Here is a 21,916-nt window from a genome sequence, read left to right as displayed (position 1 = left end):
CCTGCATGAGTCTGCAAGGTAAAGTTGCACTGGTTACCGGCGCCAGCCGTGGCATTGGCCAGGCGATCGCCCTGGAGCTGGGCCGTCAGGGCGCTGTGGTGATCGGCACCGCCACCTCCGCCTCGGGCGCCGAGCGTATCGCCGCGACCCTGAAGGAAAACGGCGTACAAGGCACCGGCCTTGAGCTGAACGTGACCAGCGATGAATCCGTGGCTGCCGTACTGGCCGCGATCACCGCGCAGTTCGGCGCACCGGCGATTCTGGTCAATAATGCCGGTATCACCCGCGATAACCTGATGATGCGCATGAAAGACGACGAGTGGTACGACGTGGTCGATACCAACCTGAACAGTCTGTTTCGCCTGTCCAAGGGCGTTTTGCGTGGCATGACCAAGGCGCGTTGGGGTCGAATTATCAATATTGGCTCCGTAGTGGGTGCCATGGGCAACGCAGGCCAAGTAAACTACGCTTCCGCCAAGGCCGGTCTGGAGGGTTTCAGCCGTGCATTGGCGCGTGAAGTCGGTTCGCGGGCGATTACGGTCAATTCGGTGGCCCCTGGGTTCATCGACACCGATATGACCCGTGAACTGCCGACAGCACAGCGTGAAGCCTTGCTGACGCAGATTCCGCTGGGCCGCCTGGGCCAGGCTCAAGAGATTGCGAATGTGGTCACTTTCCTGGCATCCGACGGTGCGGCATACGTGACTGGGGCTACAATCCCGGTGAACGGCGGGATGTACATGAGTTAAATTGTGACGGATCGCTTCAAAAAAATGTCATACGAGCTGTCTAAAATCCGTTATAAAGCTGCAACTTAATTTATAGGCAGGTGGCCGACCGGGTACAGGGTGAAGCTTTCAGTTGAAAAGCTGAAATGGCTTTCTATACACTTACCCACTGGCCAGCTGCCTGAATTTGTCCATTAGGAGTTAAACAAGGTATGAGCACCATCGAAGAGCGCGTCAAGAAAATCGTCGCCGAGCAATTGGGCGTTAAGGAAGAAGAAGTGGTCAACACGGCTTCCTTCGTAGAAGACCTGGGTGCCGATTCCCTTGACACCGTTGAGCTGGTGATGGCTCTGGAAGAGGAATTCGAGACCGAAATCCCGGACGAAGAAGCTGAAAAAATCACTACTGTTCAAGCTGCTATCGACTACGTTACTAGCCACCAGGCGTAATAGTTTGTAGTCGTCGCTTGCTGTCAGGGAAAAACCGCACTGCTGTAACGGCGTGCGGTTTTTTCTTTAAGCACTGATGAAAAGTCGGTTCTGATGCACAGTGTCGTCATCAAGAAAAAGGAGAGTGCTGTGTCGCGTAGACGCGTCGTAGTCACCGGTATGGGTATGTTGTCGCCACTGGGCACGGATGTGCCGAGCAGTTGGCAGGGCATTCTGGCTGGCCGCAGTGGTATTGGTCTGATCGAACACACGGACCTTTCTGCCTATTCCACCCGTTTTGGCGGCTCGGTAAAGGGCTTCAATGTCGAGGAATATCTCTCGATCAAAGAGTCCCGCAAACTCGACCTGTTCATTCAATACGGCCTGGCAGCCGGTTTTCAGGCGGTGCGTAACGCCGGCCTGGAAGTGACCGAAGCCAACCGTGAGCGCATCGGCGTGGCCATGGGGTCGGGTATTGGCGGTTTGACCAATATCGAAGAAACCAGCCGCACGCTGCACGATTCCGGCCCCCGTCGAATTTCACCGTTCTTCGTGCCGGGCTCGATCATCAACATGATTTCCGGTTTCCTGTCCATCCACTTGGGCGCACAGGGGCCCAACTACGCGATTGCCACGGCCTGCACCACCGGCACGCACTGCATCGGCATGGCGGCGCGTAACATCGCCTATGACGAAGCCGACGTGATGATCGCCGGCGGGGCCGAAATGGCGGCTTGCGGGCTCGGCATGGGCGGCTTCGGCGCTTCCCGTGCACTGTCGACCCGCAATGACGAACCGACCCGTGCCAGCCGTCCCTGGGACAAGGGCCGTGACGGCTTCGTACTGTCCGACGGCGCCGGTGCCCTGGTGCTGGAAGAGTTGGAACACGCCAAGGCGCGTGGTGCCACCATCTACGCCGAGCTGATCGGCTTTGGCATGAGCGGCGACGCTTACCACATGACCTCGCCACCGTCCGACGGTGCCGGTGCCGCGCGTTGCATCACCAATGCCTTGCGTGACGCGAAGGTCAATGCGGACCAGGTGCAGTACATCAACGCCCATGGCACATCGACCCCAACGGGCGATCTGGCGGAAGCCGAAGCCATCAAGTCGGTGTTCGGCGAGCATGCGTACAACCTGGCGGTCAGCTCCACCAAGTCCATGACCGGCCACTTGCTGGGTGCCGCAGGCGCGGTCGAGGCGATCTTCAGTGTCATGGCCATCAAGGATCAGGTCGCTCCGCCGACCATCAACCTCGATGAGCCGGACGAAGGCTGCGACCTGAACTTCGTGCCCCACGAAGCGCAGCCGATGCCGATCGACGTGGTGATCTCCAATTCGTTCGGTTTTGGCGGTACCAACGGTTCCCTGGTGTTCCGCCGGTTCGCCGAGTGATGGAGAGCTGGGTCAACGGTCAGCCAGCGGACAGCGTGCCCCTGAAAGACCGTGGCCTGGCGTACGGCGATGGACTGTTCGAGACCTTCGCCGTCAAGGCCGGGCAGCCGCTGCTGCTCGACCGTCACCTGCAGCGCCTCGAAGAGGGTTGCGGGCGGCTCGCCCTGGTGGTGGATCAAGTAGTGGTCCGCAGCGAGGTGCTGGCCTATGCCGCCGCCCTTGGCGACGGTGTTCTCAAGTTGATCCTCACCCGCGGCGACAGCCTGCGCGGGTATGGCGTCAACCCCGGCGCGCCGGTGCGCCGTATCTTGCAGGGCAGTCCGCCCGCTACTTATCCCAACGCCCATGGAACCGACGGCATCCGCCTGTTTCCATGCGCTACCCGTTTGGCCGAGCAGCCGCTGCTGGCCGGTCTCAAGCACCTCAATCGCCTGGAGCAGGTGATCGCCCGCGCTGAGTGGCAGGACACCGAGCATGCTGAAGGCTTGATGCTGGATCTGTCCGGACGCGTCATCGAAGGCGTATTCAGCAATCTGTTCCTGGTAAGCAATGGCTTGTTACTAACCGCTGATCTGACCCGTTGCGGCGTTGCCGGGGTGATGCGTGCCGAGATTCTGGGCCAGGCCGAAACGCTGGGCCTCCCGGTGGCCGTGGCCGACATCAGTCTTGAGCAACTGCGGCAGGCCGACGAAGTCTTCGTCTGCAACAGTGTGTATGGCATTTGGCCGGTGCGCGGGTACGCTGCGATGAGCTGGCCGGTTGGCCCGCTCACCCGTAAACTGCAGGGTATTGTTCGCGCGCTATTGGATATTTGAGTTGATACGAAAACTGGTTGTACTGCTGCTGATCGGTCTGTTCTCGGCGGCGTTGCTGTTGGGCTATGGCGCCTGGAAGTTCGATTCTGCCTTGAAGCAGCCTTTGAACCTGGCCCAGGAGCAGTTGCTCGATGTACCGGCCGGGGCGACCCCGACTGGCACCTTCAATCGCCTGGAAGCAGACGGCGTGCTGGAAGGCGCCTTCTGGTTGCGCCTGTACTGGCGCTTCAACCTCGACGGCCAGCCCTTGCACAGCGGTGAATACCGCATGACCCCCGGCATGACCGCGCAGGGTCTGATCGGCCTGTGGCAGCGTGGCGAAGTGGTGCAGTACAGCCTGACCTTGGTCGAAGGCTGGAACTTTCGACAGGTGCGCTCAGCACTGGCCAAACATGAAAAGATCGTGCAGACCCTCTCGGGCCTGAGCGACAGCGAAGTGATGGACAAGCTCGGTCACACCGGCGTGTTTCCCGAGGGTCGGTTCTTTCCCGATACCTACCGCTTTGTACGTGGCATGACCGATGTCGAATTCCTGAAAAAAGCCTACAGTCGTCTGGACGATGTACTTGCCCAGGAGTGGAGCAAGCGCGCCGCCGATGTGCCATACACCGACCCCTATCAAGCATTGATCATGGCCTCCCTGGTGGAGAAAGAGACGGGCGTGCCCGAAGAGCGCGGGCAGATCGCCGGGGTATTCGTGCGTCGCTTGAAGCTTGGCATGCTGTTGCAGACCGACCCGACCGTCATCTACGGCCTGGGCGAGCGCTACAACGGCAAGTTGACCCGTGCCCACCTCAAGGAAGCCAACCCCTACAACACCTACATGGTTGCAGGGCTGCCGCCGACACCCATCGCCATGGTCGGCCGCGAGGCCATCCACGCCGCGTTGAACCCGGTCGCGGGCAGCAGCCTGTATTTTGTTGCCCGGGGCGACGGCAGCCATATTTTCTCCGACGACCTGGATGCGCATAATGCCGCCGTGCGCGAGTTCCAGCTCAAGCGCCGTGCCGATTACCGCTCCAGCCCGGCACCGGTGGTGAAACCCTTGGAAGAATCCACGGCACCGGCCGATGCGCCTGCTGATACCCAGGCCGAACCGGTGCCGGACACCGCCGCGCCGCAAAGCCCGCAATAATTGACTAAGGACTGCCTGTGACTGGCTTGTTTATCACCCTGGAAGGCCCCGAAGGCGCCGGCAAAAGCACCAACCGCGATTACCTGGCCGAGCGCTTGCGCACCCAAGGCATCGAAGTGGTGTTGACCCGCGAGCCCGGTGGCACGCCGCTGGCCGAGCGTATTCGCGAAGTGCTGCTGGCGCCGGGGGAAGAGCAGATGAACCCGGACACCGAATTGCTGTTGGTGTTCGCCGCCCGTGCCCAGCACCTGGCCGAGGTGATTCGCCCGGCACTGGCGCGCGGTGCCGTGGTGATCTGCGACCGGTTTACCGACTCTACCTATGCCTATCAGGGCGGTGGTCGGGGCCTGTCCCTGGCGCGCATCGCTACCCTGGAAACCTTCGTCCAGGGCGACCTGCGTCCTGACCTGACATTGGTATTCGACCTGCCGGTGGAAGTGGGCCTCGCCCGTGCCAGTGCCCGTGGTCGTCTCGACCGTTTCGAACTGGAAGGCCAAGCCTTCTTCGACGCCGTACGCACGGCGTTCCTCAAGCGTGCCGCAGCCGAGCCTGCGCGTTATTACCTGCTGGACGCCGCCCAACCGCTGGCCCAGGTGCAGCGCGCCATCGATGCGCTGTTGCCGGACCTGCTGGAGCGCGCCCGTGGCTGAAGCCTATCCATGGCAAGACAGCCTGTGGCAACAACTGGCCGGGCGTGCCCAACACGCCCACGCCTATTTGTTGCATGGCCCGATCGGCATCGGCAAGCGCGCGCTCGCCGAGCGCTTGATGGCCAGCCTGTTGTGCCGGCACCCTGTCAATCTGGAGGCCTGCGGCGAATGCAAATCCTGCCTGTTGCTCAAGGCCGGCAGCCACCCGGATAACTACCTGCTCGAACCCGAGGAAGCCGACAAGGCGATCAAGGTCGACCAAGTGCGTGACCTTGTCAGCTTCGTGGTGCAGACCGCGCAGATGGGCGGGCGCAAGGTGGTGCTGATCGAGCCGGTGGAGGCGATGAACATCAACGCCGCCAACGCCTTGCTTAAAAGCCTGGAGGAACCTTCCGGAGATACGGTGTTGTTGCTGGTCAGCCACCAGTCCAGCCGTCTGTTGCCGACCATCCGCAGCCGTTGCGTGCAGCAGGCGTGCCCGTTGCCGAGTGAGGCCATGAGCCTTGATTGGTTGGCGCAGGCGTTGCCCGACTGCGGCCAGGAAGAACGGGTCGAGTTGCTGACACTGGCAGCGGGCTCGCCGTTGGCGGCGGTCAAGCTGCACGCTCAGGGCGTGCGCGAGCAGCGGGCCCTGGTGGTGGAAGGCGTAAAGAAATTGATCAAGCAGGAAGTCTCCGCCACCCAGTTGGCTGAAAGCGCCTGGAAGGACATTCCGCTGTTGCTGCTGTTCGATTGGTTCTGTGACTGGTCGAGCCTGATCCTGCGTTATCAGCTGACCCAGGACGAAAACGGCCTGGGCCTGCCGGACATGCGCAAAGTGGTGCAGTATCTCGCGCAAAAAAGCGCCCAGGACAAGGTGCTGACTCTCCAGGACTGGATCCTCGCCCAACGCCAGAAGGTGCTCGGTAAAGCCAACCTTAACCGCGTGCTGTTGCTCGAAGCGCTGCTGGTGCAGTGGGTCGGCTTGCTCGGCCGGCGTTAAATTCCGTGGCCGACGGGTGTATCGTTGGCCAGACACTTTGTGACTGAAATTGTAGATCCCCTATGCTCGTAGATTCCCATTGCCACCTTGATCGCCTCGACCTTGCCCAGCACGGCGGCTCCCTGGACGCTGCCCTCGACGCGGCGCGTCAACGCGGGGTAGGGCACTTCCTGTGCATCGGCGTCAGCGCTGAAAACGCGGCCGACGTCAAAGCCCTGGCTGATCGCTATGCCGATGTGGATTGTTCGGTGGGCATCCACCCGCTGGACCTCAAGCCCGGCGAAGCCCCGGCCCTCGACTGGCTGTTGGGCGAACTCAATCACCCACGCGTGGTGGCTATCGGCGAAACCGGCCTGGATTACCACTACGAACCCGAAGCCGCCGAGCTGCAGCAGGCTTCCTTCCGCCTGCACCTGCAAGCCGCCCGGCAGACCGGCAAACCGGTGATCGTCCACACCCGTGGCGCCCGTGCCGACACGTTGACCCTGCTGCGCGAAGCCGCATTGCCCCAGGCCGGCGTGTTGCACTGTTTCACCGAGGATTGGGACATGGCCAAGGCAGCCCTGGACCTCGGGTTCTACATTTCCTTGTCGGGCATCGTCACCTTCCGTAATGCCGACGCCCTGCGCGACGTCGCGCGCCAAGTGCCGGCCGACCGCCTGCTGGTGGAAACCGATTCGCCGTACCTGGCGCCCATTCCTCATCGCGGCAAGCCGAACCTGCCGGAGTATGTGCGCGATGTGGCGGATTACCTGGCGATGCTGCGCGGCGAATCCTACGAACGCTTTGCCGAGCAGACCACGCAGAACTTCAAGCGCCTGTTCCCGCTGGCGCATGTAGCCTGCTGACATAACGTTCAAACGCTCAAAGATCTTTGTAGTGAGCGGGCTTGCCCCGCGCTGGGGGGCGAAGCCGCCCCAAACCAGGCGACCCGGTTATGCCCAAAATACTGCGGTGTCTTTCATTGGGGCGGCTTCGCCCCCCAGCGCGGGGCAAGCCCGCTCACTACAAGTGTGCAGGCATCTATGCTGTTGACGCAGCCAAATCGCAGGCAAAAAAAACCCGGGTTCTGGGGGGTGAATCCGGGTTAAGACCATTAGGAGTAAAACAAGGGTACTCGGTCCGTTGGTACCCAAGTCGGCGCTTCACTTGGGGGAGATGTCACGCCGACAGTTCAAGTATTGATCAGGATCCGATTCAGTCCAGTCGCGATTGGTCGTTTTTTAAACAGATTTGGAATACCGGTACTTCGCTTGAGTTCTCATCAGGCAGGTACACAGGTGCGGTTGTTGCGTGTTATTTCTGACTGACATCGACGAAAACGTTGGCGTGTTGAAAGTAAAGTGCGTTGCGGGTTCACATAGACATTGCCCAACGACCGTTCAGTCGGGATAATCCCTCACACCGGGTAAATCGTATCGCCACGTATCCGTGGCCTGCGCAACCCTCCCTATTTCGACCTCTGCAGACTTCTTCCTCATGCACAAAGAACCCCGTAAGGTCCGTGAGTTTCGCCGCCGTGAGCAGGAAATCCTCGACACCGCGCTCAAGCTGTTTCTCGAACAAGGTGAAGACAGCGTCACCGTCGAGATGATCGCGGATGCCGTGGGTATCGGCAAAGGCACGATCTACAAGCACTTCAAGTCCAAGGCCGAGATCTACCTGCGCCTGATGCTCGACTACGAGCGCGACTTGAACGAACTGCTGCATTCGGCCGATGTGGACAAGGACAAGGAAGCCCTGTCCCGCGCCTACTTCGAGTTCCGCATGCGTGACCCGCAGCGCTACCGCCTGTTCGACCGCCTGGAAGAAAAGGTGGTCAAGGGCCATCAAGTGCCGGAAATGGTCGAGGAGCTGCACAAGATCCGTGCCTCGAACTTCGAACGCCTGACCTTGTTGATCAAGGGCCGCATCAGCGAAGGCAAGCTGGAAGACGTGCCGCCGTATTTTCACTATTGCGCGGCCTGGGCCTTGGTACACGGCGCCGTGGCGCTATACCACTCGCCGTTCTGGAGCAATGTGCTGGAAGATCAGGAAGGTTTCTTCCAGTTCCTGATGGATATTGGCGTGCGCATGGGCAACAAGCGCAAGCACAGCTCCGAGCCGCCGGCCGTCGAATCGCCCTCCACGTAATGATTTGCTGCCACGTGTAGGAGCGAGCTTGCTCGCGAAGAACTCACAGGCACCGCGTTTATCCAAGATGCATGCGTTACCGTTGACGTTTTTCGCGAGTAAACTCGCTCCTACAGTATCGGACTCAGTCAGCTTTTAGCGCGTCCCGATTTATCCTCTGCCGGAGTGATCCATGATCGTTGATCGTCAAGGCAGGCGTTTTCGCAATTTGCGGATCAGCCTGACCTCAGCCTGCAACTACGCCTGTACCTACTGCGTGCCTAATGGCAAGCGGCTGGTGGCTGCCCAGGACGAACTCTCGGCCGAGGCCATGGCGCGTGGCGTGGCGTACCTGATTGAGGCCGCAGGCATAGACCGCCTGCGCATCACCGGCGGTGAGCCGCTGGTCAGCCCCAAGCTGGAAGCCTTCATGGGCGCCGTGGGGCAGATGGGCCTCAGTGACATCAGCCTGACCACCAACGGCCAACTGCTGGTGCGCAAACTGCCGCTGCTGGTGGATGCCGGCATCAAGCGCATCAACGTCTCCCTCGACACCCTGGACGCCGACGCCTTCCGCAGCATCGCCCGTGGCGGCGACTTGGCGACGGTGCTCAATGGCATGGACCAGGCCCGCGCCGCCGGGATCAAGATCAAGGTCAACATGGTGCCGCTGCGCGGCCAGAATCTCGATCAGGTGATGCCGCTGCTCGATTACTGCCTGGAACGTGGCTACGAGTTGCGCTTTATCGAGCTGATGCGCATGGGCCACCTGGCCAAGGACTCCAATGCGTTCCTGCAGCAATTCGTCAGCCTGCAGCAACTGCTGGGCCTGATCGGCGAGCAGCATGAATACCTGCAAGCCAATGCCCCCGTGGACGCCACCGCCGTACGCTACGAAGTGCCGGGCAAGGGCTTCTTCGGCGTGATCGCCAACGAGAGCGTACCTTTCTGCCGCACCTGCTCGCGGTTGCGCTTGTCGTCCACCGGCTGGTTACATGGCTGCCTGTCGTCGAGCAACCGCCACTATGTCGGCGACCTGCTGGACAAACCGCGCCACCAGGCACTGCCGGCGCTGCAAGGCCTGTTGATGAAAGCCTTGGGCGACAAGCAGGAAGTGGCGTTCTCGGGTGGCGCCACCATCATGAAGATCATTGGCGGCTGACACCACTCCCCCGACCCAACACAATCCCCCTGTGGGAGCGGGCTTGCTCGCGAAAGCGGTGTATCAGTGCAAGATGTGTTGCCTGACACTCCGCTTTCGCGAGCAAGCCCGCTCCCACATTTGATTGGCGGCGTCGCTGAATGGCGCGGATTCTGCATCTCACGCCCATTCGCCGGTTTTCCGTCACCGGCCTCTGGAGGATTAGGATGCGTAGTCTGGTTTTGTTGCTGGCGTCGTTGGCGCTGGGTGGTTGCATGACCGTCAGCGATATGGCCGAAGGCACCCGCTATCAGATGAGCGATGCCGGGCTGCTGGACCACAGCGATACCCGTCGTACCGCCTCGATTCGCGTACAGCCGGACTCCTTTATCTTCATTTCTCAGGGCGCCTTTGTGCCACCGGGCAGCGCCTATCCGCGCCCGAACGTGGTGGCTGAAGAGGCCTTCAACGGCTTCGTCGAATATTTCCCCATGGTACGCCGCGCCCGTCAGCCGCAAAGCCTGGAACAGGCGATGTCCGAGGCGCGCGCAGCCGGTGCCCACTACTTGCTGTACTGCCGCTTCGCAAAGGCCGATGACCGTATCGGCAACGCCGATGAATGGGCCGACCAGGAGGCGCTGGACCGCCTTGGTCTGGACAACGGTGTTATTCAGATCATGTTGATCGAGACCAGCACCCAGTATTTAATTGATACGGCACGTATTCGCAGTCGTGGCGGTTTACTGACGTTCCACGACAACAAGCCAGAAGACCTGATTGCTCGTCCCCTCGCCCAGTACGCCCGAGGCTTGCTGGGCATGAGCAATCAGTAAAAACGGAGAAGCCCATGACCGATTCCGCCAAGGCTAACGACCTGCTGGCCCAACTGCCCAAAGGCAAGGGACCGGCGCCGGTGCACCTGTGGAATCCGGATTTCTGCGGCGACATCGACATGCGCATCGCCCGCGACGGCACTTGGTTCTATCAAGGCACGCCTATCGGGCGCAAGCCGATGGTCAAGCTGTTCTCCAACATCATCCGCCGCGATGGCGATGATTATTTCCTGGTCACGCCGGTGGAAAAGGTCGGCATTCGCGTCGATGACGCGCCGTTCGTGGCGATCACCCTGGAGGTCCAAGGGCAGGGCGAAAGCCAGGTGCTGCGCTTTACCACCAACGTCGACGAACAGATCGACGCCGACATCGAACACCCGCTACGGGTGGTGATCGATCCCGTCACTCAGGAACCGTCGCCTTATCTGCGGGTGCGCACCAACCTTGAAGCCCTGGTCCATCGCAACGTGTTCTACCAGTTGGTGGAGCTGGCGGTGAGCCGTCCGATCAACGGTCAGAACTGGCTGGGCGTCTGGAGCGCCGGAGAGTTTTTCCGTATCGGCCTGGAACCCTGAGGTCGGTTTTTCCATTCGATTGAAATAATTCGCTTGCCGTGATCGAGCCCTTTCGGTTATCAATTTGTACATGATTAGACATGTCCGATTTGATAAGAAAAAACGCGTCGTCGACGAACTCATCCGGCGTATCGAGGGTGGGGTGATGGCCGACGGCTTCCTGCTGCCGGGCGAGCACCAGTTGGCCGAAGAGTTCGCGGTCAGCCGCGGCACCCTGCGTGAGGCCCTGGCTGAACTCAAGCGACGCCACTACATCGCGACCCAGAGCGGCGTCGGTTCCATCGTTACCTTTGACGGCATGATCCTCGACCAGCGCAGCGGCTGGGCCCAGGCCCTGGCCGACACGGGCGCACGGGTGCACACCGATATCCTGCGCCTGGAGGCGGTCACTCGCCCGGACCTGTTCAGCCGTTTCGGCAGCGACCAATTCATCGCTCTCGACCGCCGTCGCAGCACTACCGATGGCACCGCCGTGTCCCTTGAACGCTCGCTGATGCCGGCCTCCGGCGGGCTGGACAGCTTGCCGAAAGTGGGCCTGATCGATAACTCCCTGACCATCACCCTGGCGGCCTACGGTTACGTCGGCGCCGAAGGCGACCAATGGATCGGCGCGGAGCCCCTCAGCGATGAAGACGCCGAGTTGCTGGGGCGCCCGGCGGGCACGGTGTTTCTCAAAGCATCGCGCACCACCTACGACCGTCGCGAGCGTTTCATGGAATACGTCGAAAGCTTGCTCGACCCGCTGCATTTTCGCCTGCACCTTCAGTTTGGACATTCGAAATGACCTCTCACGATCGCGCCCTCGGCGCCTTCTACGGCCTGGCCCTGGGCGATGCCCTGGGCATGCCCACCCAATCCTTGAGCCGCGAGCAGGTACGGGCACGTTTCGGTGCCATCACCGGCCTGGAAGCTGCCGATGCCGACCAGCCCATTGCGCCGAACATGCCCGCCGGTTCCATCACCGATGACACCGAGCAGGCGATCCTGGTGGGCGAATTGCTGGTCGAAGGCCGGGGCAAGATCGAACCCGCGGTGCTGGCCCAGCGCCTGATCGACTGGGAAGCGGTGATGCGCGCCAAGGGCTCGCAGGATTTGCTCGGCCCATCCACCAAGCGTGCGATCGACATGATCCTCGCCGGCCACACGCCGGAAGAGTCCGGCCGCTATGGCACCACCAATGGCGCGGCGATGCGCATCACGCCGGTAGGGATAGCGGCCGATGTCAGCGACCTGGTGCCCTTTATCCAGGCGGTGATCCAGGCCTGCCAGGTCACTCACAACACCACATTGGGCATCGCCAGCGCAGCGGCGGTGGCGGCGGTGGTGTCGGCGGGCATTAACGGCGTGGATCTGGGCGAAGCGCTGAACATTGGCACCCAGGTGGCCCAGCAGGCAGAACACCACGGCCACTGGATTGCAGGTGGACGTATTTCCACACGCATCAGTTGGGCGCGCACCTTGAGCGTCGGCAGCGGCGACAAAGCCCTGTTCGCTGACCTGCTGTATGAATTGATCGGCACCTCCGTGGCTTCCCAGGAGTCGGTGGTGGCGTCGTTTGCCCTGGCCCAGCAAGTGGCGGTGGGCGAAATGGATGCCTTTGAGGCGCTCTGCGTGGCCGCCAGTCTGGGTGGCGACACCGACACCATCGCCGCCATTCTCGGCGCGATGCTGGGTGCGTGCCTGGGCACGCAGTGCTGGCCGCAGGGGATGATCGAACAGGTCAAGCACGTCAATGGCCTGGACCTTGAGCCGTTGGTTCAGGGCCTGCTCACACTTCGATAAGCGTCACAGCTCTAAATGTGGGAGCTGGCTTGCCTGCCCCACACGAAGTATTTGCCACAACCATAACAATACAGGCACCAGGAGCACCCCTCATGAGCAGCACTTCTTCCGGCCAAAGCGCCGGGCAATTGGAAACACGCGGCATCGAACCGGTTCCGGAAGGCGAGTGCAACGGGCATCCGCTGCAACTGTTCTGGGTGTGGTTCGCCGCCAATATCAGCATCCTCGGCTTGCCGCTCGGGGCGACATTGGTCGCGTTTCGCGGACTGGCGATCTGGCAGGCGGTAATCGTGGCGATCCTTGGCGCGGCCGGTTCCTTTGCGGTGGTGGGCATCATCTCCATTGCCGGCCGTCGCGGCCGCGCGCCGAGCCTGACGTTGTCGCGCGCTATCTTCGGCGTACGCGGCAATATCGGGCCCACGCTGGTGTCGTTGATGTCGCGCCTGGGTTGGGAAACCGTCAACACCACCACGGCGGCCTTTGTGCTGCTGTCGCTGTGTTCGATCCTGTTCGGTACGGCGGTAGAGGCCAAAAGCGCACCGGGGCTCACGCTGCTGTTCATCGCCATCTTTGTGCTGCTGACCCTGGCCGTCTCGGGCCTGGGCCATGCCACCTTGCTGGTGATCCAGAAGTGGGCCACCTACGTGTTCGGCGCGTTGAATATCCTGGTCGGCGGCTTTCTCTGCGCCACCATCGACTGGAGCGCCGTGTTCAACGCCACGCCGGCACCGCTCAGTGCAATGATTATCGGCGTCGGCACCATGGCCGCCGGCACCGGTATCGGCTGGGCCAACGCCGGCGCCGACATGTCGCGCTACCAGCACCGCAGCGTCAAGGCGGCGCGCCTGGTGGCGTCCGCTGCGTTTGGCGCGGGCATTCCGCTGGTGCTGCTGATCACCCTCGGCGGCCTGCTGTCGGTGGGCAATGACGACCTGGCCTCGGCCACCGACCCGATCATCGCGATCCGCGACATGCTGCCGACCTGGATGGCCGTGCCGTACCTGATCACCGCCTTTGGTGGGTTGCTGTTGTCCAACAACCTGTCGGTGTATTCGGCCGGCCTCACCACCTTGACCCTCGGCTTGAAGGTCAAGCGCGTGCATGCGGTGATCGTCGACATCGTGGCGATCTTCGCCGGCTCGATTTATTTCATGCTGATCGCCGACAGTTTCTACGGTCCGTTCATCACCTTCATCTCCTTGCTGGCGGTGCCGATTACGGCGTGGGTCGGCATCTTTGTGGTCGACCTGATGCACCGTCACTACTACAGCCCCAAGGACTTGCTGGACGTAAGCCCGAGCAGCGCCTATTGGTATCGCGGTGGCGTGGAGTGGCGTGCATTCGGCGCCTGGGCGCTGGCGATCGTGCTGGGGTTCAGCTTCACCACCATCGGCACCACCGCCGAGAACATCTGGTTCGCCGGGCCATTGTCCGACTCCTGGCTGGGCCACAATGGCCTGGGCTGGATTGTCACGTTCCTGGTGGCCGGCGGGATTTATGCAGTGCTGGGCGGCGCTTCGGACCGTCGCCCGGCCTTGGTTGAGCGCGCTAATGTCTAGATTGCTGCACACCGGCCAGGTCATCGTCGACCTGGTCATGGCCCTCGATACCTTGCCCGCGACGGGCGGCGACGTGCTGGCGCGATCGGCCAGCTTCGAAACCGGCGGGGGCTTCAATGTGATGGCGGCCGCGCGACGCAACGGCCTGCCGGCGGTCTACCTGGGCCGTCACGGCAACGGCCGCTTCGGCGATCTGGCGCGTACCGCGATGCAGGCCGAGGGCATCGAAATGGCACTGGCGGCGAGCGATGGCAAGGACACCGGGTTGTGTGTGTCGCTGACCGAAGCCAGCACCGAGCGCACCTTCATTTCCCACATCGGTGCCGAAGGCGAGTTGAGTGCCGAGGACTTGGCCATCGTGTCGCCCCAAGTTGACGACTACGTGTATGTCAGCGGCTACAGCTTGCTGCTGGAGGGCAAGGCGCAGCCGCTGATCGACTGGTTGCTCGCGCTGCCGCGGGAGATCGCGGTGGTGTTCGACCCGGGCCCGCTGGTGAAGGCACCGGACTCGGCCTTGATGCGCGCGTTATTGCCGCGCATCGACATCTGGACCAGCAATGGCCCCGAAGCCCTGGCATTTACTGGCGCTGTGGATATCGCCAGCGCGCTGCCCGAACTGGGCCGACATCTGGCCGCCGAGGCCTTGCGGGTGGTTCGCGACGGGCCCAATGGTTGCTGGGTAGGGCGTGCGAGTGCGGTTGAGCATGTGCCCGGCTTCAAGGTAAAGGCGGTGGACAGCAATGGCGCGGGGGATGCGCATGCGGGGGTGTTCTTGGCGGGCTTGGCCAATGGCCTGAGCCCGGTTGCCGCAGCACGCCGAGCGAATGCGGCGGCAGCCTTGGCGGTGACGCGTTGGGGGCCTGCAACTTCACCTGGCACTGTAGAAGTCGACGCCCTTGTGGGTGATTAAACCCAATCAAAATGTGGGAGCGGGCTTGCCCGCGATAGCGGTGGGTCACTACCGGGTAAGGTGGCTGATACTCCGCCATCGCGGGCAAGCCCGCTCCCACAGGGTTATCTGATTATCCGGCTTTTTTCAGCGCTTCGATGAGCTCGTCTTTGCGCATCGTCGAGCGCCCCGGAATATCCTTGGCCCGCGCTTCCTTAAGTAGACTCTCCTTGGTTTGAGTCTCCAAGGAAGCACGGCTGCTGCGTGGTTTCCCCTCGCGACTGACGGCGGCGCGCCTGGCCGACTCATGCCGGTCCGTGGCTTTGCTGGCAGGCGCCTTGCGCTGGCCCGACCCCCCGGCCTTTTCGCCACCGCCGGACTGTTTGTTGACGGTGGCCCAGGCGCGGGCTTCGGCTTCATCCTTGGGTAGGCCTTTATGCTCGTAACTTTCTTCGATATGAGCAGCCTTGTGCTTCTGTTCTTCGGTGTATTTGGCTTTGCTTCCACGAGGCATCACGATACTCCTTCCGGCCCCATGCAACGGGGCCAGAGCAGACACATGGATTAATGAGCGCTTTGGCCCTCGAGCTTGCGCGCCTCATCCACGCCAGACGCCGTCAGCTTGATCGGCAGGTTCAACGCGTATTCACCGGCATCATCAGTGGCCACATTCCCGTCCCTGATCAGCCCGCGGTCCTGCAGGAACGCCAAGACACTGGCGACCTCTTTTTCGCCGCGGTAGTTGTCCAGCACCTCCTTGCCCAAGCCCTGTGGGTGGGCGTGCAGCAGGCGACTGAGGACTTCTTTTTCAAGGTTTCTATCGACGTTCATGCGTACCTCTTCATTGGTAAATGATCGGGTGTGCGTCTTGCGTCCGATGGTTCAAGGCGCAGGCTGTTTTGGCGCACCCGGGATGTTGGAGTCGTCACCTTTGTTGACGCCGGGCTGGTTGACGCCTGGGCCCATCTTGCCGTTGCCGACAGCGGAGGGCGCCTGGCGCTGGGTGTCTTGGCCACGGGTGCGTGGGTCGGCGCCGTTATCGATGATGGCGCCACCATTGGTGTCCAGGCCGGTGCCCATCGAATCCTGGGATTCCTGGGTGGCCGGGCTTGGCGGACTGCCGACCGGATCGGTCTTGCCGGTGGAAGAGTCGGCGGCAAAGGCGCTCAGCGACGCGGCGGACAACAGACCCGTGAGGGCGAGGGCGGCAAACTTGGAATTTTTCATGAGGGTGTCTCCATATGATTAATGTCCTTACCCTCTATTGGTCAGCCTCGATTTGCCGTTTGTGCCTGGGTGGCGACGAACGGTCCTATGGCAGCTGTAAGATTTTATGTGGCGACGCCCGTCGCCAGATCAGCCGTGCAAGGGTGATCAACCAGTTGAACAATGCCACCGCCACCAGGCTCAGCAGCAGTGACGGCAGGCCATAGGTCACGATGATGTGCCCCGCCAGCAGCGGGAAGCCGAACACGCCGACGAAATACGCCAAGCTGAACAGCAACAACGCCTGGGACGTAGTGCCGGCCGGCGCTTCATTGGCCACCAGCCCGTTGATCACCGAGTACGTCAGGCCGTAGCCCACGCCCAGGGTGATCGCCGCGAGCAGATAACTGAAGGTTCCCGACACCGTGAAGGCAAACATCAGCACCGAGACCAGCATCAGGCCCGACAACACACAGGCGGTCACATAGGCATCACGCTTGACCACAAACCCGGCAATCAATAAACGACTGGTAATCGCCGCGCTCAGGAAGCCCAGGAAGAACAAGGAATAGTCCAAGGACTGCGCCGCCGCATAGCTGGTCTGGAACGATGACAATCCGCCGAATACACAGCCACCCAGGCCCACCATCAGGATCGCGAACGCGGCTTTGGAAGACAGTACCCGGCGGGCAGCCACCCACGAGATCTTCGCCACCGGCGCAGTGCCTTGCTGCTTGAGACGGGTGCCCAGGCGCCAAAACATCAGCACGCCGACCAGGCTCGCACAGGCGGCAATGTGGAAGGCGGTCGTCAGCGGCAAGCCCAGCGCGCTCGCCGCCCGCCCCAGCAGTGGTCCGGCACCGATGCCACTCATCATGCTGCCAGACAGCAGCGCAAAGTACCTGGCGCGGTGCTGCGGTGCCACCAACAGGGTCACGATGATGGGCCCCAAGGTGTAGAACACGCCCCAACCCAGGCCCAGGGCCAGGCCGAACACCCTCAAGCCCTGGCCAAACCCGGGGGTCAGCGCAAAGCCCAGGCACGCCACCACCAATAACAGGCCCATTCCGGCAACCGCTCGCGCCGCGCCCAGCGCATCGGATAAGTGGCCGGAGATCACCACGGCCACAAAGGTGCTCAGCATCGCCGTGGAAATCACACTGCCCGCGTCGTGCTCATTGCCACCGCGCGTATGAATCAGCAGCGACAATAGAAAGGTCGAGCCATAAGACAGCGACAGCAGAAAACTGGCAAGGCAAAACAGGCCGAACAGGCGACTGCTCACCGGGGATTTGGATTGCATGAAGCATCCTGGAAGTCATTGATGGCATGCCTGGCTTTTTAGCATGCGTGCCGCTGCCGATTGTTGCGTGGTTGGTGGTGCCAGCGTTACTCGCTGACGGAGTAATGCGCCAGGCCTGGGCATAATGAAATTGCGCTGCAATCAGTCACAAAAGCGCCTTAATATGTGGGCTTTGAAATTGCCCAAGGTTCGCCCATGACCATCGAGATTCGCCCCGCCGTGCCCAGCGATGCTGCGCAGATCCTGACGTTCATCACCGAATTGGCCGAGTACGAAAAGGCGCGGCATGAAGTGATCGCCAGCGTGGTGGACATCGAGCGCAGCCTGTTCGGCGAAGGCGCTACCGCCCATGGCCTGATCTGTTCGCGAGACGGTGTACCGATTGGGTTCGCGGTGTTCTTTTTCAGTTATTCCACCTGGCTGGGCAGCAACTGCCTGTACCTGGAAGACCTCTACATCAACCCGGAGCAGCGCGGCGGCGGGGCCGGCAAGAAGCTGCTGCGCCACTTGGCGAAGATCGCCTTCGACAACGGTTGCGGGCGCTTTGAATGGAGCGTGCTCGACTGGAACGAGCCGGCGATTGCCTTCTACAAATCCATCGGCGCCCAGCCGCAGGAGGAGTGGGTGCGTTATCGCATGGAAGGCGATGCGCTGCGGGATTTTGCCCTCGGCTGAAGCACATTCCGCCCTTGGCACCTATACGTTGTAGTGAGCGGGCTTGTCGAATCGTCGCACCGCCCGCGCTGGGCGGCGAAGCCGCCCCAAACCAAGCGACTGGGTTGTATCTGGAACTGCGCAGTGTTCGTATCGGGGCGGCTTCGCCGCCCAGCGCGGGGCAAGCCCGCTCACTACAAGGATCGCTATCGCAGGCAAGCTTCCAAACAAAGCCTGATCCGCATTACTTTTTGAAATGATCACAATATGGGATGCAAATTTATATATTGAGATATTTCAAATGATGGGTTTATAGTCGGCTGCATCAGCACTCACTGCCAAAAATAAAACAGGTGAAGCGATGCAGGCACAACCGTTGTCACTCCCCGCCGTGCCCGAGCCCACTTACGGTGAACGGCTCAAAGGCAAGGTCGTGATCATCACCGGCGCCGCCCAGGGCATTGGCGAGGCCATCGTCGCGTGTTTCCAGGCCCAGCAGGCGCGGTTGGTCATTGCCGATATCCAGGCCGAGAAGGTCGAGCGCGTCGCCGCCCATTGGCGCGAACGCGGTGCCGAGATCCACGCGCAGTCCGTTGACATCACGTCCAAAGAGCAATGGCAGGCGTTGGTCAATCTGGCCATCGAGCGCTTCGGCCGCGTGGATGTGCTGGTCAACTGCGCCGGCGTCAACGTGTTCCGCGACCCGCTGCAAATGAGCGACGAAGACTGGCGCCGCTGCTTCGCCATCGACCTCGACGGCGCCTGGTTCGGCTGCCGCACGGTGCTGCCGCACATGATCGCGCAGGGCATCGGCAACATCATCAACATCGCCTCCACCCATTCCAGCCACATCATTCCCGGCTGTTTTCCTTACCCCGTCGCCAAGCACGGCCTGCTCGGCCTCACCCGTGCGCTGGGCGTCGAGTATGCCTCCAAGGGCGTGCGCGTAAATGCCATTGCGCCGGGCTATATCGAAACCCAGCTCAACGTCGACTACTGGAACGGTTTCCCTGACCCCCACGCCGAACGCCAACGCGCGTTTGACCTGCACCCGCCCAAGCGCATCGGCCAGCCGATCGAAGTGGCGATGACCGCGCTGTTCCTGGCGACCGACGAGGCGCCCTTTATCAATGCCACCTGCCTGATGATCGATGGCGGGCGGTCTGTGATGTACCACGATTAGGACTTGCCGCTCGCCACTCACCACCACCAATAACAACAAGAGGTGCCGTTCATGAAAAAAGCTCTACGCGTTCTCGCTGCCGCTGTTGCACTCAGCAGCCTCAGTGCCGTCGCATCCGCCGAAGAAGTGAAGATCGGTTTTCTGGTCAAACAGGCTGAAGAACCCTGGTTCCAGACCGAATGGGCCTTCGCCGAAAAAGCCGGCAAGGAACACGGCTTCACCGTGATCAAGATCGCCGTGCCGGATGGCGAGAAGACCCTCTCGGCCATCGACAGCCTCGCCGCCAACGGCGCCAAGGGCTTCGTGATCTGCCCGCCGGATGTGTCCCTGGGCCCGGCGATCGTTGCCAAGGCCAAGGTCAACGGCTTGAAAGTCATGGCGGTGGATGATCGCTTTGTCGATGCCAAGGGCAACTTCATGGAAGACGTGCCGTACCTGGGCATGGCCGCGTTTGAAGTGGGCCAGAAGCAGGGCGCCGCGATGGCCGCCGAAGCGAAGAAACGCGGCTGGGACTGGAAAGACACCTACGCGGTGATCAATACCTATAATGAACTTGATACCGGCAAAAAGCGCACCGACGGTTCGATCAAATCCCTGGAAGAAGCCGGTATTCCCAAGGACCACATCCTTACCGCCGCGCTCAAGACCCTTGATGTTCCTGGCAGCATGGACGCCACCAACTCGGCCCTGGTCAAGCTGCCCAGCGGCGCGAAAAACCTGATCATCGGCGGCATGAACGACAACACCGTGCTCGGCGGCGTACGTGCCACTGAAAGCGCCGGCTTCAAGGCCGCCAACGTGATTGGTATCGGCATCAATGGCACCGACGCCATTGGCGAACTGAAAAAAGCCGACAGTGGGTTCTTTGGCTCGATGCTGCCCAGCCCGCACATCGAGGGCTACAACACGGCGCTGGCGATGTACGAGTGGGTCACCACCGGTAAGGAACCGGCCAAATACACCGCCATGGATGAAGTGACCCTGATCACCCGTGCCAACTTTCAGGAAGAACTGACCAAAATCGGGCTCTGGAAATGACCGGCGCGGCCTTGCGTTTCAACGGCATCGGCAAGGAGTTTCCCGGTGTGAAAGCCCTGGCGCAGATCAGCTTTGAAGCGCGGCCGCGCGAGGTGCACGCGCTGATGGGCGAGAACGGCGCGGGCAAGTCGACCCTGCTGAAGATCCTCGGCGGGGCCTACACCCCGAGCAGTGGCTCGCTGCAGATCGGCGAGCAGACCATGGCGTTCAAGTGCGCTGCTGACAGCATCGCCAGCGGCGTCGCGGTGATCCACCAGGAACTTCACCTGGTGCCGGAAATGACCGTGGCCGAGAACCTGTTCCTCGGGCATTTGCCGACGCGGTTCGGTGTGGTCAATCGCAGCCAGTTGCGCAAGCAGGCGCTGGCTTGCCTCAAGGGCCTGGCCGATGAAATCGATCCCGACGAAAAGCTCGGTCGGCTTTCCCTCGGCCAGCGCCAGTTGGTGGAAATTGCCAAAGCGCTGTCCCGTGGCGCCCGTGTGATCGCCTTCGACGAACCCACCAGCAGCCTCTCGGCGCGCGAGATCGACCGCTTGATGGCGATCATCACGCGCCTGCGTGACGAGGGCAAAGTGGTGCTCTATGTGTCGCACCGCATGGAAGAAGTGTTCCGCATCTGCAACGCCGTCACGGTGTTCAAGGACGGGCGCTACGTGCGCACGTTCGAGGACATAAGCGCGCTGACCCATGACCAACTGGTGACGTGCATGGTCGGCCGCGATATTCAGGACATCTACGACTATCGCCCGCGTGAGCATGGCGAGGTGGCGCTCAAGGTCGAGGGCTTGCTTGGCCCGGGCTTGCGTGAGCCGGTCAGTTTTGACGTGCGCAAAGGCGAGATTCTCGGCCTCTTCGGGTTGGTGGGCGCGGGGCGAACCGAACTGTTTCGGCTGCTGAGCGGATTGACGCGCACCACGGCGGGACAGCTGGAACTGTGCGGTGAAAGCCTGCAGCTGCGCTCACCGCGCGATGCCATCGCCGCCGGTGTGCTGCTGTGCCCTGAAGACCGCAAGAAGGAGGGCATCATCCCGTTGTCCAGCGTGGCCGAGAACATCAACATCAGCGCACGCGGCGCGCATTCCACGTTTGGCTGGTTGCTGCGCGACGGCTGGGAAAAGCGCAACGCCGACCAGCAAATCAACGCGATGAAAGTCAAAACGCCGAATGCCGAACAGAAAATCATGTACCTCTCAGGCGGCAATCAGCAGAAGGCCATTCTGGGTCGCTGGCTCTCAATGCCGATGAAAGTGCTGCTGCTGGACGAGCCGACTCGTGGCATCGATATCGGCGCCAAGTCGGAGATCTACCAGATCATCCATAACCTGGCGGCCAGTGGCATCGCGGTGATCGTGGTGTCCAGCGACCTGATGGAAGTCATGGGCATTTCCGACCGTATCCTGGTAATGAGCGAGGGCGCCCTGACCGGCGAAGTGACGCGCGACCAGGCGGATGAAGCACGGCTGTTGCAACTGGCTCTCCCGCGTTCGCGGGCTTGAAGAATTCGAGGT

General features: G+C 61.6%; 24 protein-coding genes. 20 read left to right on the top strand and 4 right to left on the bottom strand.

Annotation, left to right across the window (positions count from 1 at the left end; all coding sequences use genetic code 11):
- Nucleotides 1–5 precede the first annotated feature (5 nt).
- From fabG to KVG91_RS05975, 16 genes are all read left to right on the top strand, one after another.
- Nucleotides 6–749 carry a 3-oxoacyl-ACP reductase FabG gene (fabG, locus tag KVG91_RS06050; RefSeq protein WP_169374721.1) on the top strand — a complete coding sequence of 248 codons (744 nt, stop codon included), beginning with the start codon at nucleotides 6–8 and terminating at the stop codon, nucleotides 747–749.
- Nucleotides 750–940: 191 nt separating this feature from the next.
- Nucleotides 941–1,177, top strand: a complete 237-nt coding sequence (gene acpP / locus KVG91_RS06045; protein ID WP_003175607.1) for an acyl carrier protein — start codon at nucleotides 941–943, stop codon at nucleotides 1,175–1,177.
- Between the two features lie 129 nt (nucleotides 1,178–1,306).
- On the top strand, nucleotides 1,307–2,551 hold the full coding sequence (gene fabF, locus KVG91_RS06040; RefSeq protein ID WP_169374720.1) for a beta-ketoacyl-ACP synthase II: 1,245 nt from the start codon (nucleotides 1,307–1,309) through the stop codon (nucleotides 2,549–2,551).
- Nucleotides 2,551–3,366, top strand: a complete 816-nt coding sequence (gene pabC / locus KVG91_RS06035) for an aminodeoxychorismate lyase (RefSeq protein WP_169374738.1) — start codon at nucleotides 2,551–2,553, stop codon at nucleotides 3,364–3,366. The genes fabF and pabC overlap by 1 nt, the downstream gene beginning before the upstream one ends.
- Before the next feature lies 1 nt (nucleotide 3,367).
- Nucleotides 3,368–4,501, top strand: a complete 1,134-nt coding sequence (mltG, locus tag KVG91_RS06030) for an endolytic transglycosylase MltG (RefSeq protein WP_169374719.1) — start codon at nucleotides 3,368–3,370, stop codon at nucleotides 4,499–4,501.
- 17 nt (nucleotides 4,502–4,518) lie between these two features.
- Nucleotides 4,519–5,151: a dTMP kinase gene (gene tmk / locus KVG91_RS06025; protein WP_169374718.1), complete on the top strand. Its 633-nt coding sequence runs from the start codon at nucleotides 4,519–4,521 to the stop codon at nucleotides 5,149–5,151.
- Nucleotides 5,144–6,133 (top strand): DNA polymerase III subunit delta', encoded by a 990-nt coding sequence (locus tag KVG91_RS06020; RefSeq protein ID WP_169374717.1) that lies wholly within the window; start codon nucleotides 5,144–5,146, stop codon nucleotides 6,131–6,133. Before tmk ends, KVG91_RS06020 begins: the two co-directional genes overlap by 8 nt.
- 62 nt (nucleotides 6,134–6,195) lie before the next feature.
- Nucleotides 6,196–6,981 carry a TatD family hydrolase gene (locus KVG91_RS06015; protein WP_169374716.1) on the top strand — a complete coding sequence of 262 codons (786 nt, stop codon included), beginning with the start codon at nucleotides 6,196–6,198 and terminating at the stop codon, nucleotides 6,979–6,981.
- A gap of 631 nt (nucleotides 6,982–7,612) precedes the next feature.
- Nucleotides 7,613–8,266 carry a TetR/AcrR family transcriptional regulator gene (locus tag KVG91_RS06010; protein ID WP_076949575.1) on the top strand — a complete coding sequence of 218 codons (654 nt, stop codon included), beginning with the start codon at nucleotides 7,613–7,615 and terminating at the stop codon, nucleotides 8,264–8,266.
- A gap of 172 nt (nucleotides 8,267–8,438) precedes the next feature.
- A complete protein-coding gene (locus KVG91_RS06005; protein ID WP_169374715.1) occupies nucleotides 8,439–9,407 on the top strand; it encodes a GTP 3',8-cyclase MoaA in 969 nt (322 codons plus the stop codon).
- A gap of 206 nt (nucleotides 9,408–9,613) precedes the next feature.
- Nucleotides 9,614–10,219 (top strand): DUF4823 domain-containing protein, encoded by a 606-nt coding sequence (locus KVG91_RS06000; protein WP_169374714.1) that lies wholly within the window; start codon nucleotides 9,614–9,616, stop codon nucleotides 10,217–10,219.
- A gap of 14 nt (nucleotides 10,220–10,233) precedes the next feature.
- Nucleotides 10,234–10,794 (top strand): DUF1285 domain-containing protein, encoded by a 561-nt coding sequence (locus KVG91_RS05995; RefSeq protein WP_169374713.1) that lies wholly within the window; start codon nucleotides 10,234–10,236, stop codon nucleotides 10,792–10,794.
- Between the two features lie 70 nt (nucleotides 10,795–10,864).
- Nucleotides 10,865–11,578, top strand: a complete 714-nt coding sequence (locus tag KVG91_RS05990) for a GntR family transcriptional regulator (RefSeq protein WP_169374712.1) — start codon at nucleotides 10,865–10,867, stop codon at nucleotides 11,576–11,578.
- Entirely contained in the window at nucleotides 11,575–12,576 is a 1,002-nt protein-coding gene (locus KVG91_RS05985) for an ADP-ribosylglycohydrolase family protein (RefSeq protein ID WP_169374711.1), read from the top strand. Before KVG91_RS05990 ends, KVG91_RS05985 begins: the two co-directional genes overlap by 4 nt.
- A 92-nt stretch (nucleotides 12,577–12,668) precedes the next feature.
- Nucleotides 12,669–14,135 (top strand): purine-cytosine permease family protein, encoded by a 1,467-nt coding sequence (locus KVG91_RS05980; protein WP_169374710.1) that lies wholly within the window; start codon nucleotides 12,669–12,671, stop codon nucleotides 14,133–14,135.
- A complete protein-coding gene (locus KVG91_RS05975) occupies nucleotides 14,128–15,045 on the top strand; it encodes a PfkB family carbohydrate kinase (RefSeq protein WP_169374709.1) in 918 nt (305 codons plus the stop codon). The genes KVG91_RS05980 and KVG91_RS05975 overlap by 8 nt, the downstream gene beginning before the upstream one ends.
- 112 nt (nucleotides 15,046–15,157) lie before the next feature.
- Here the strand turns inward: KVG91_RS05975 and KVG91_RS05970 are convergent, their stop codons facing one another.
- The 4 genes from KVG91_RS05970 to KVG91_RS05955 all read right to left on the bottom strand — a co-directional run bounded on the left by KVG91_RS05970 (nucleotide 15,158) and on the right by KVG91_RS05955 (nucleotide 17,533).
- On the bottom strand, nucleotides 15,158–15,538 hold the full coding sequence (locus tag KVG91_RS05970) for a Rho termination factor N-terminal domain-containing protein (protein WP_169374708.1): 381 nt from the start codon (nucleotides 15,536–15,538) through the stop codon (nucleotides 15,158–15,160).
- A 50-nt stretch (nucleotides 15,539–15,588) separates the two neighbouring features.
- Nucleotides 15,589–15,855: a hypothetical protein gene (locus KVG91_RS05965; protein WP_169374707.1), complete on the bottom strand. Its 267-nt coding sequence runs from the start codon at nucleotides 15,853–15,855 to the stop codon at nucleotides 15,589–15,591.
- A gap of 51 nt (nucleotides 15,856–15,906) precedes the next feature.
- Nucleotides 15,907–16,251, bottom strand: a complete 345-nt coding sequence (locus tag KVG91_RS05960; RefSeq protein WP_169374706.1) for a hypothetical protein — start codon at nucleotides 16,249–16,251, stop codon at nucleotides 15,907–15,909.
- An 85-nt stretch (nucleotides 16,252–16,336) separates the two neighbouring features.
- Complete coding sequence (locus KVG91_RS05955; protein ID WP_169374705.1) at nucleotides 16,337–17,533, bottom strand: MFS transporter; 1,197 nt, start codon at nucleotides 17,531–17,533, stop codon at nucleotides 16,337–16,339.
- Between the two features lie 195 nt (nucleotides 17,534–17,728).
- On the opposite strand from KVG91_RS05955, the gene KVG91_RS05950 reads away from it, so the two are divergent.
- The 4 genes from KVG91_RS05950 (at nucleotide 17,729) to araG (ending at nucleotide 21,904) form a co-directional block, all read left to right on the top strand.
- A complete protein-coding gene (locus KVG91_RS05950) occupies nucleotides 17,729–18,208 on the top strand; it encodes a GNAT family N-acetyltransferase (protein ID WP_076949985.1) in 480 nt (159 codons plus the stop codon).
- Nucleotides 18,209–18,548: 340 nt separating this feature from the next.
- Nucleotides 18,549–19,370 carry an SDR family oxidoreductase gene (locus tag KVG91_RS05945; RefSeq protein ID WP_169374704.1) on the top strand — a complete coding sequence of 274 codons (822 nt, stop codon included), beginning with the start codon at nucleotides 18,549–18,551 and terminating at the stop codon, nucleotides 19,368–19,370.
- 51 nt (nucleotides 19,371–19,421) lie between these two features.
- A complete protein-coding gene (locus tag KVG91_RS05940; protein WP_217894878.1) occupies nucleotides 19,422–20,408 on the top strand; it encodes a substrate-binding domain-containing protein in 987 nt (328 codons plus the stop codon).
- A complete protein-coding gene (gene araG, locus KVG91_RS05935) occupies nucleotides 20,405–21,904 on the top strand; it encodes an L-arabinose ABC transporter ATP-binding protein AraG (protein ID WP_217894877.1) in 1,500 nt (499 codons plus the stop codon). The genes KVG91_RS05940 and araG overlap by 4 nt, the downstream gene beginning before the upstream one ends.
- The last annotated feature ends 12 nt before the right edge of the window (nucleotides 21,905–21,916 follow it).

This window comes from Pseudomonas azadiae (assembly GCF_019145355.1).
GTDB lineage: Bacteria > Pseudomonadota > Gammaproteobacteria > Pseudomonadales > Pseudomonadaceae > Aquipseudomonas > Aquipseudomonas azadiae.
Note: the sequence above shows the minus strand (reverse complement) of the source record. Positions and strands in the feature narration are given on the sequence as shown.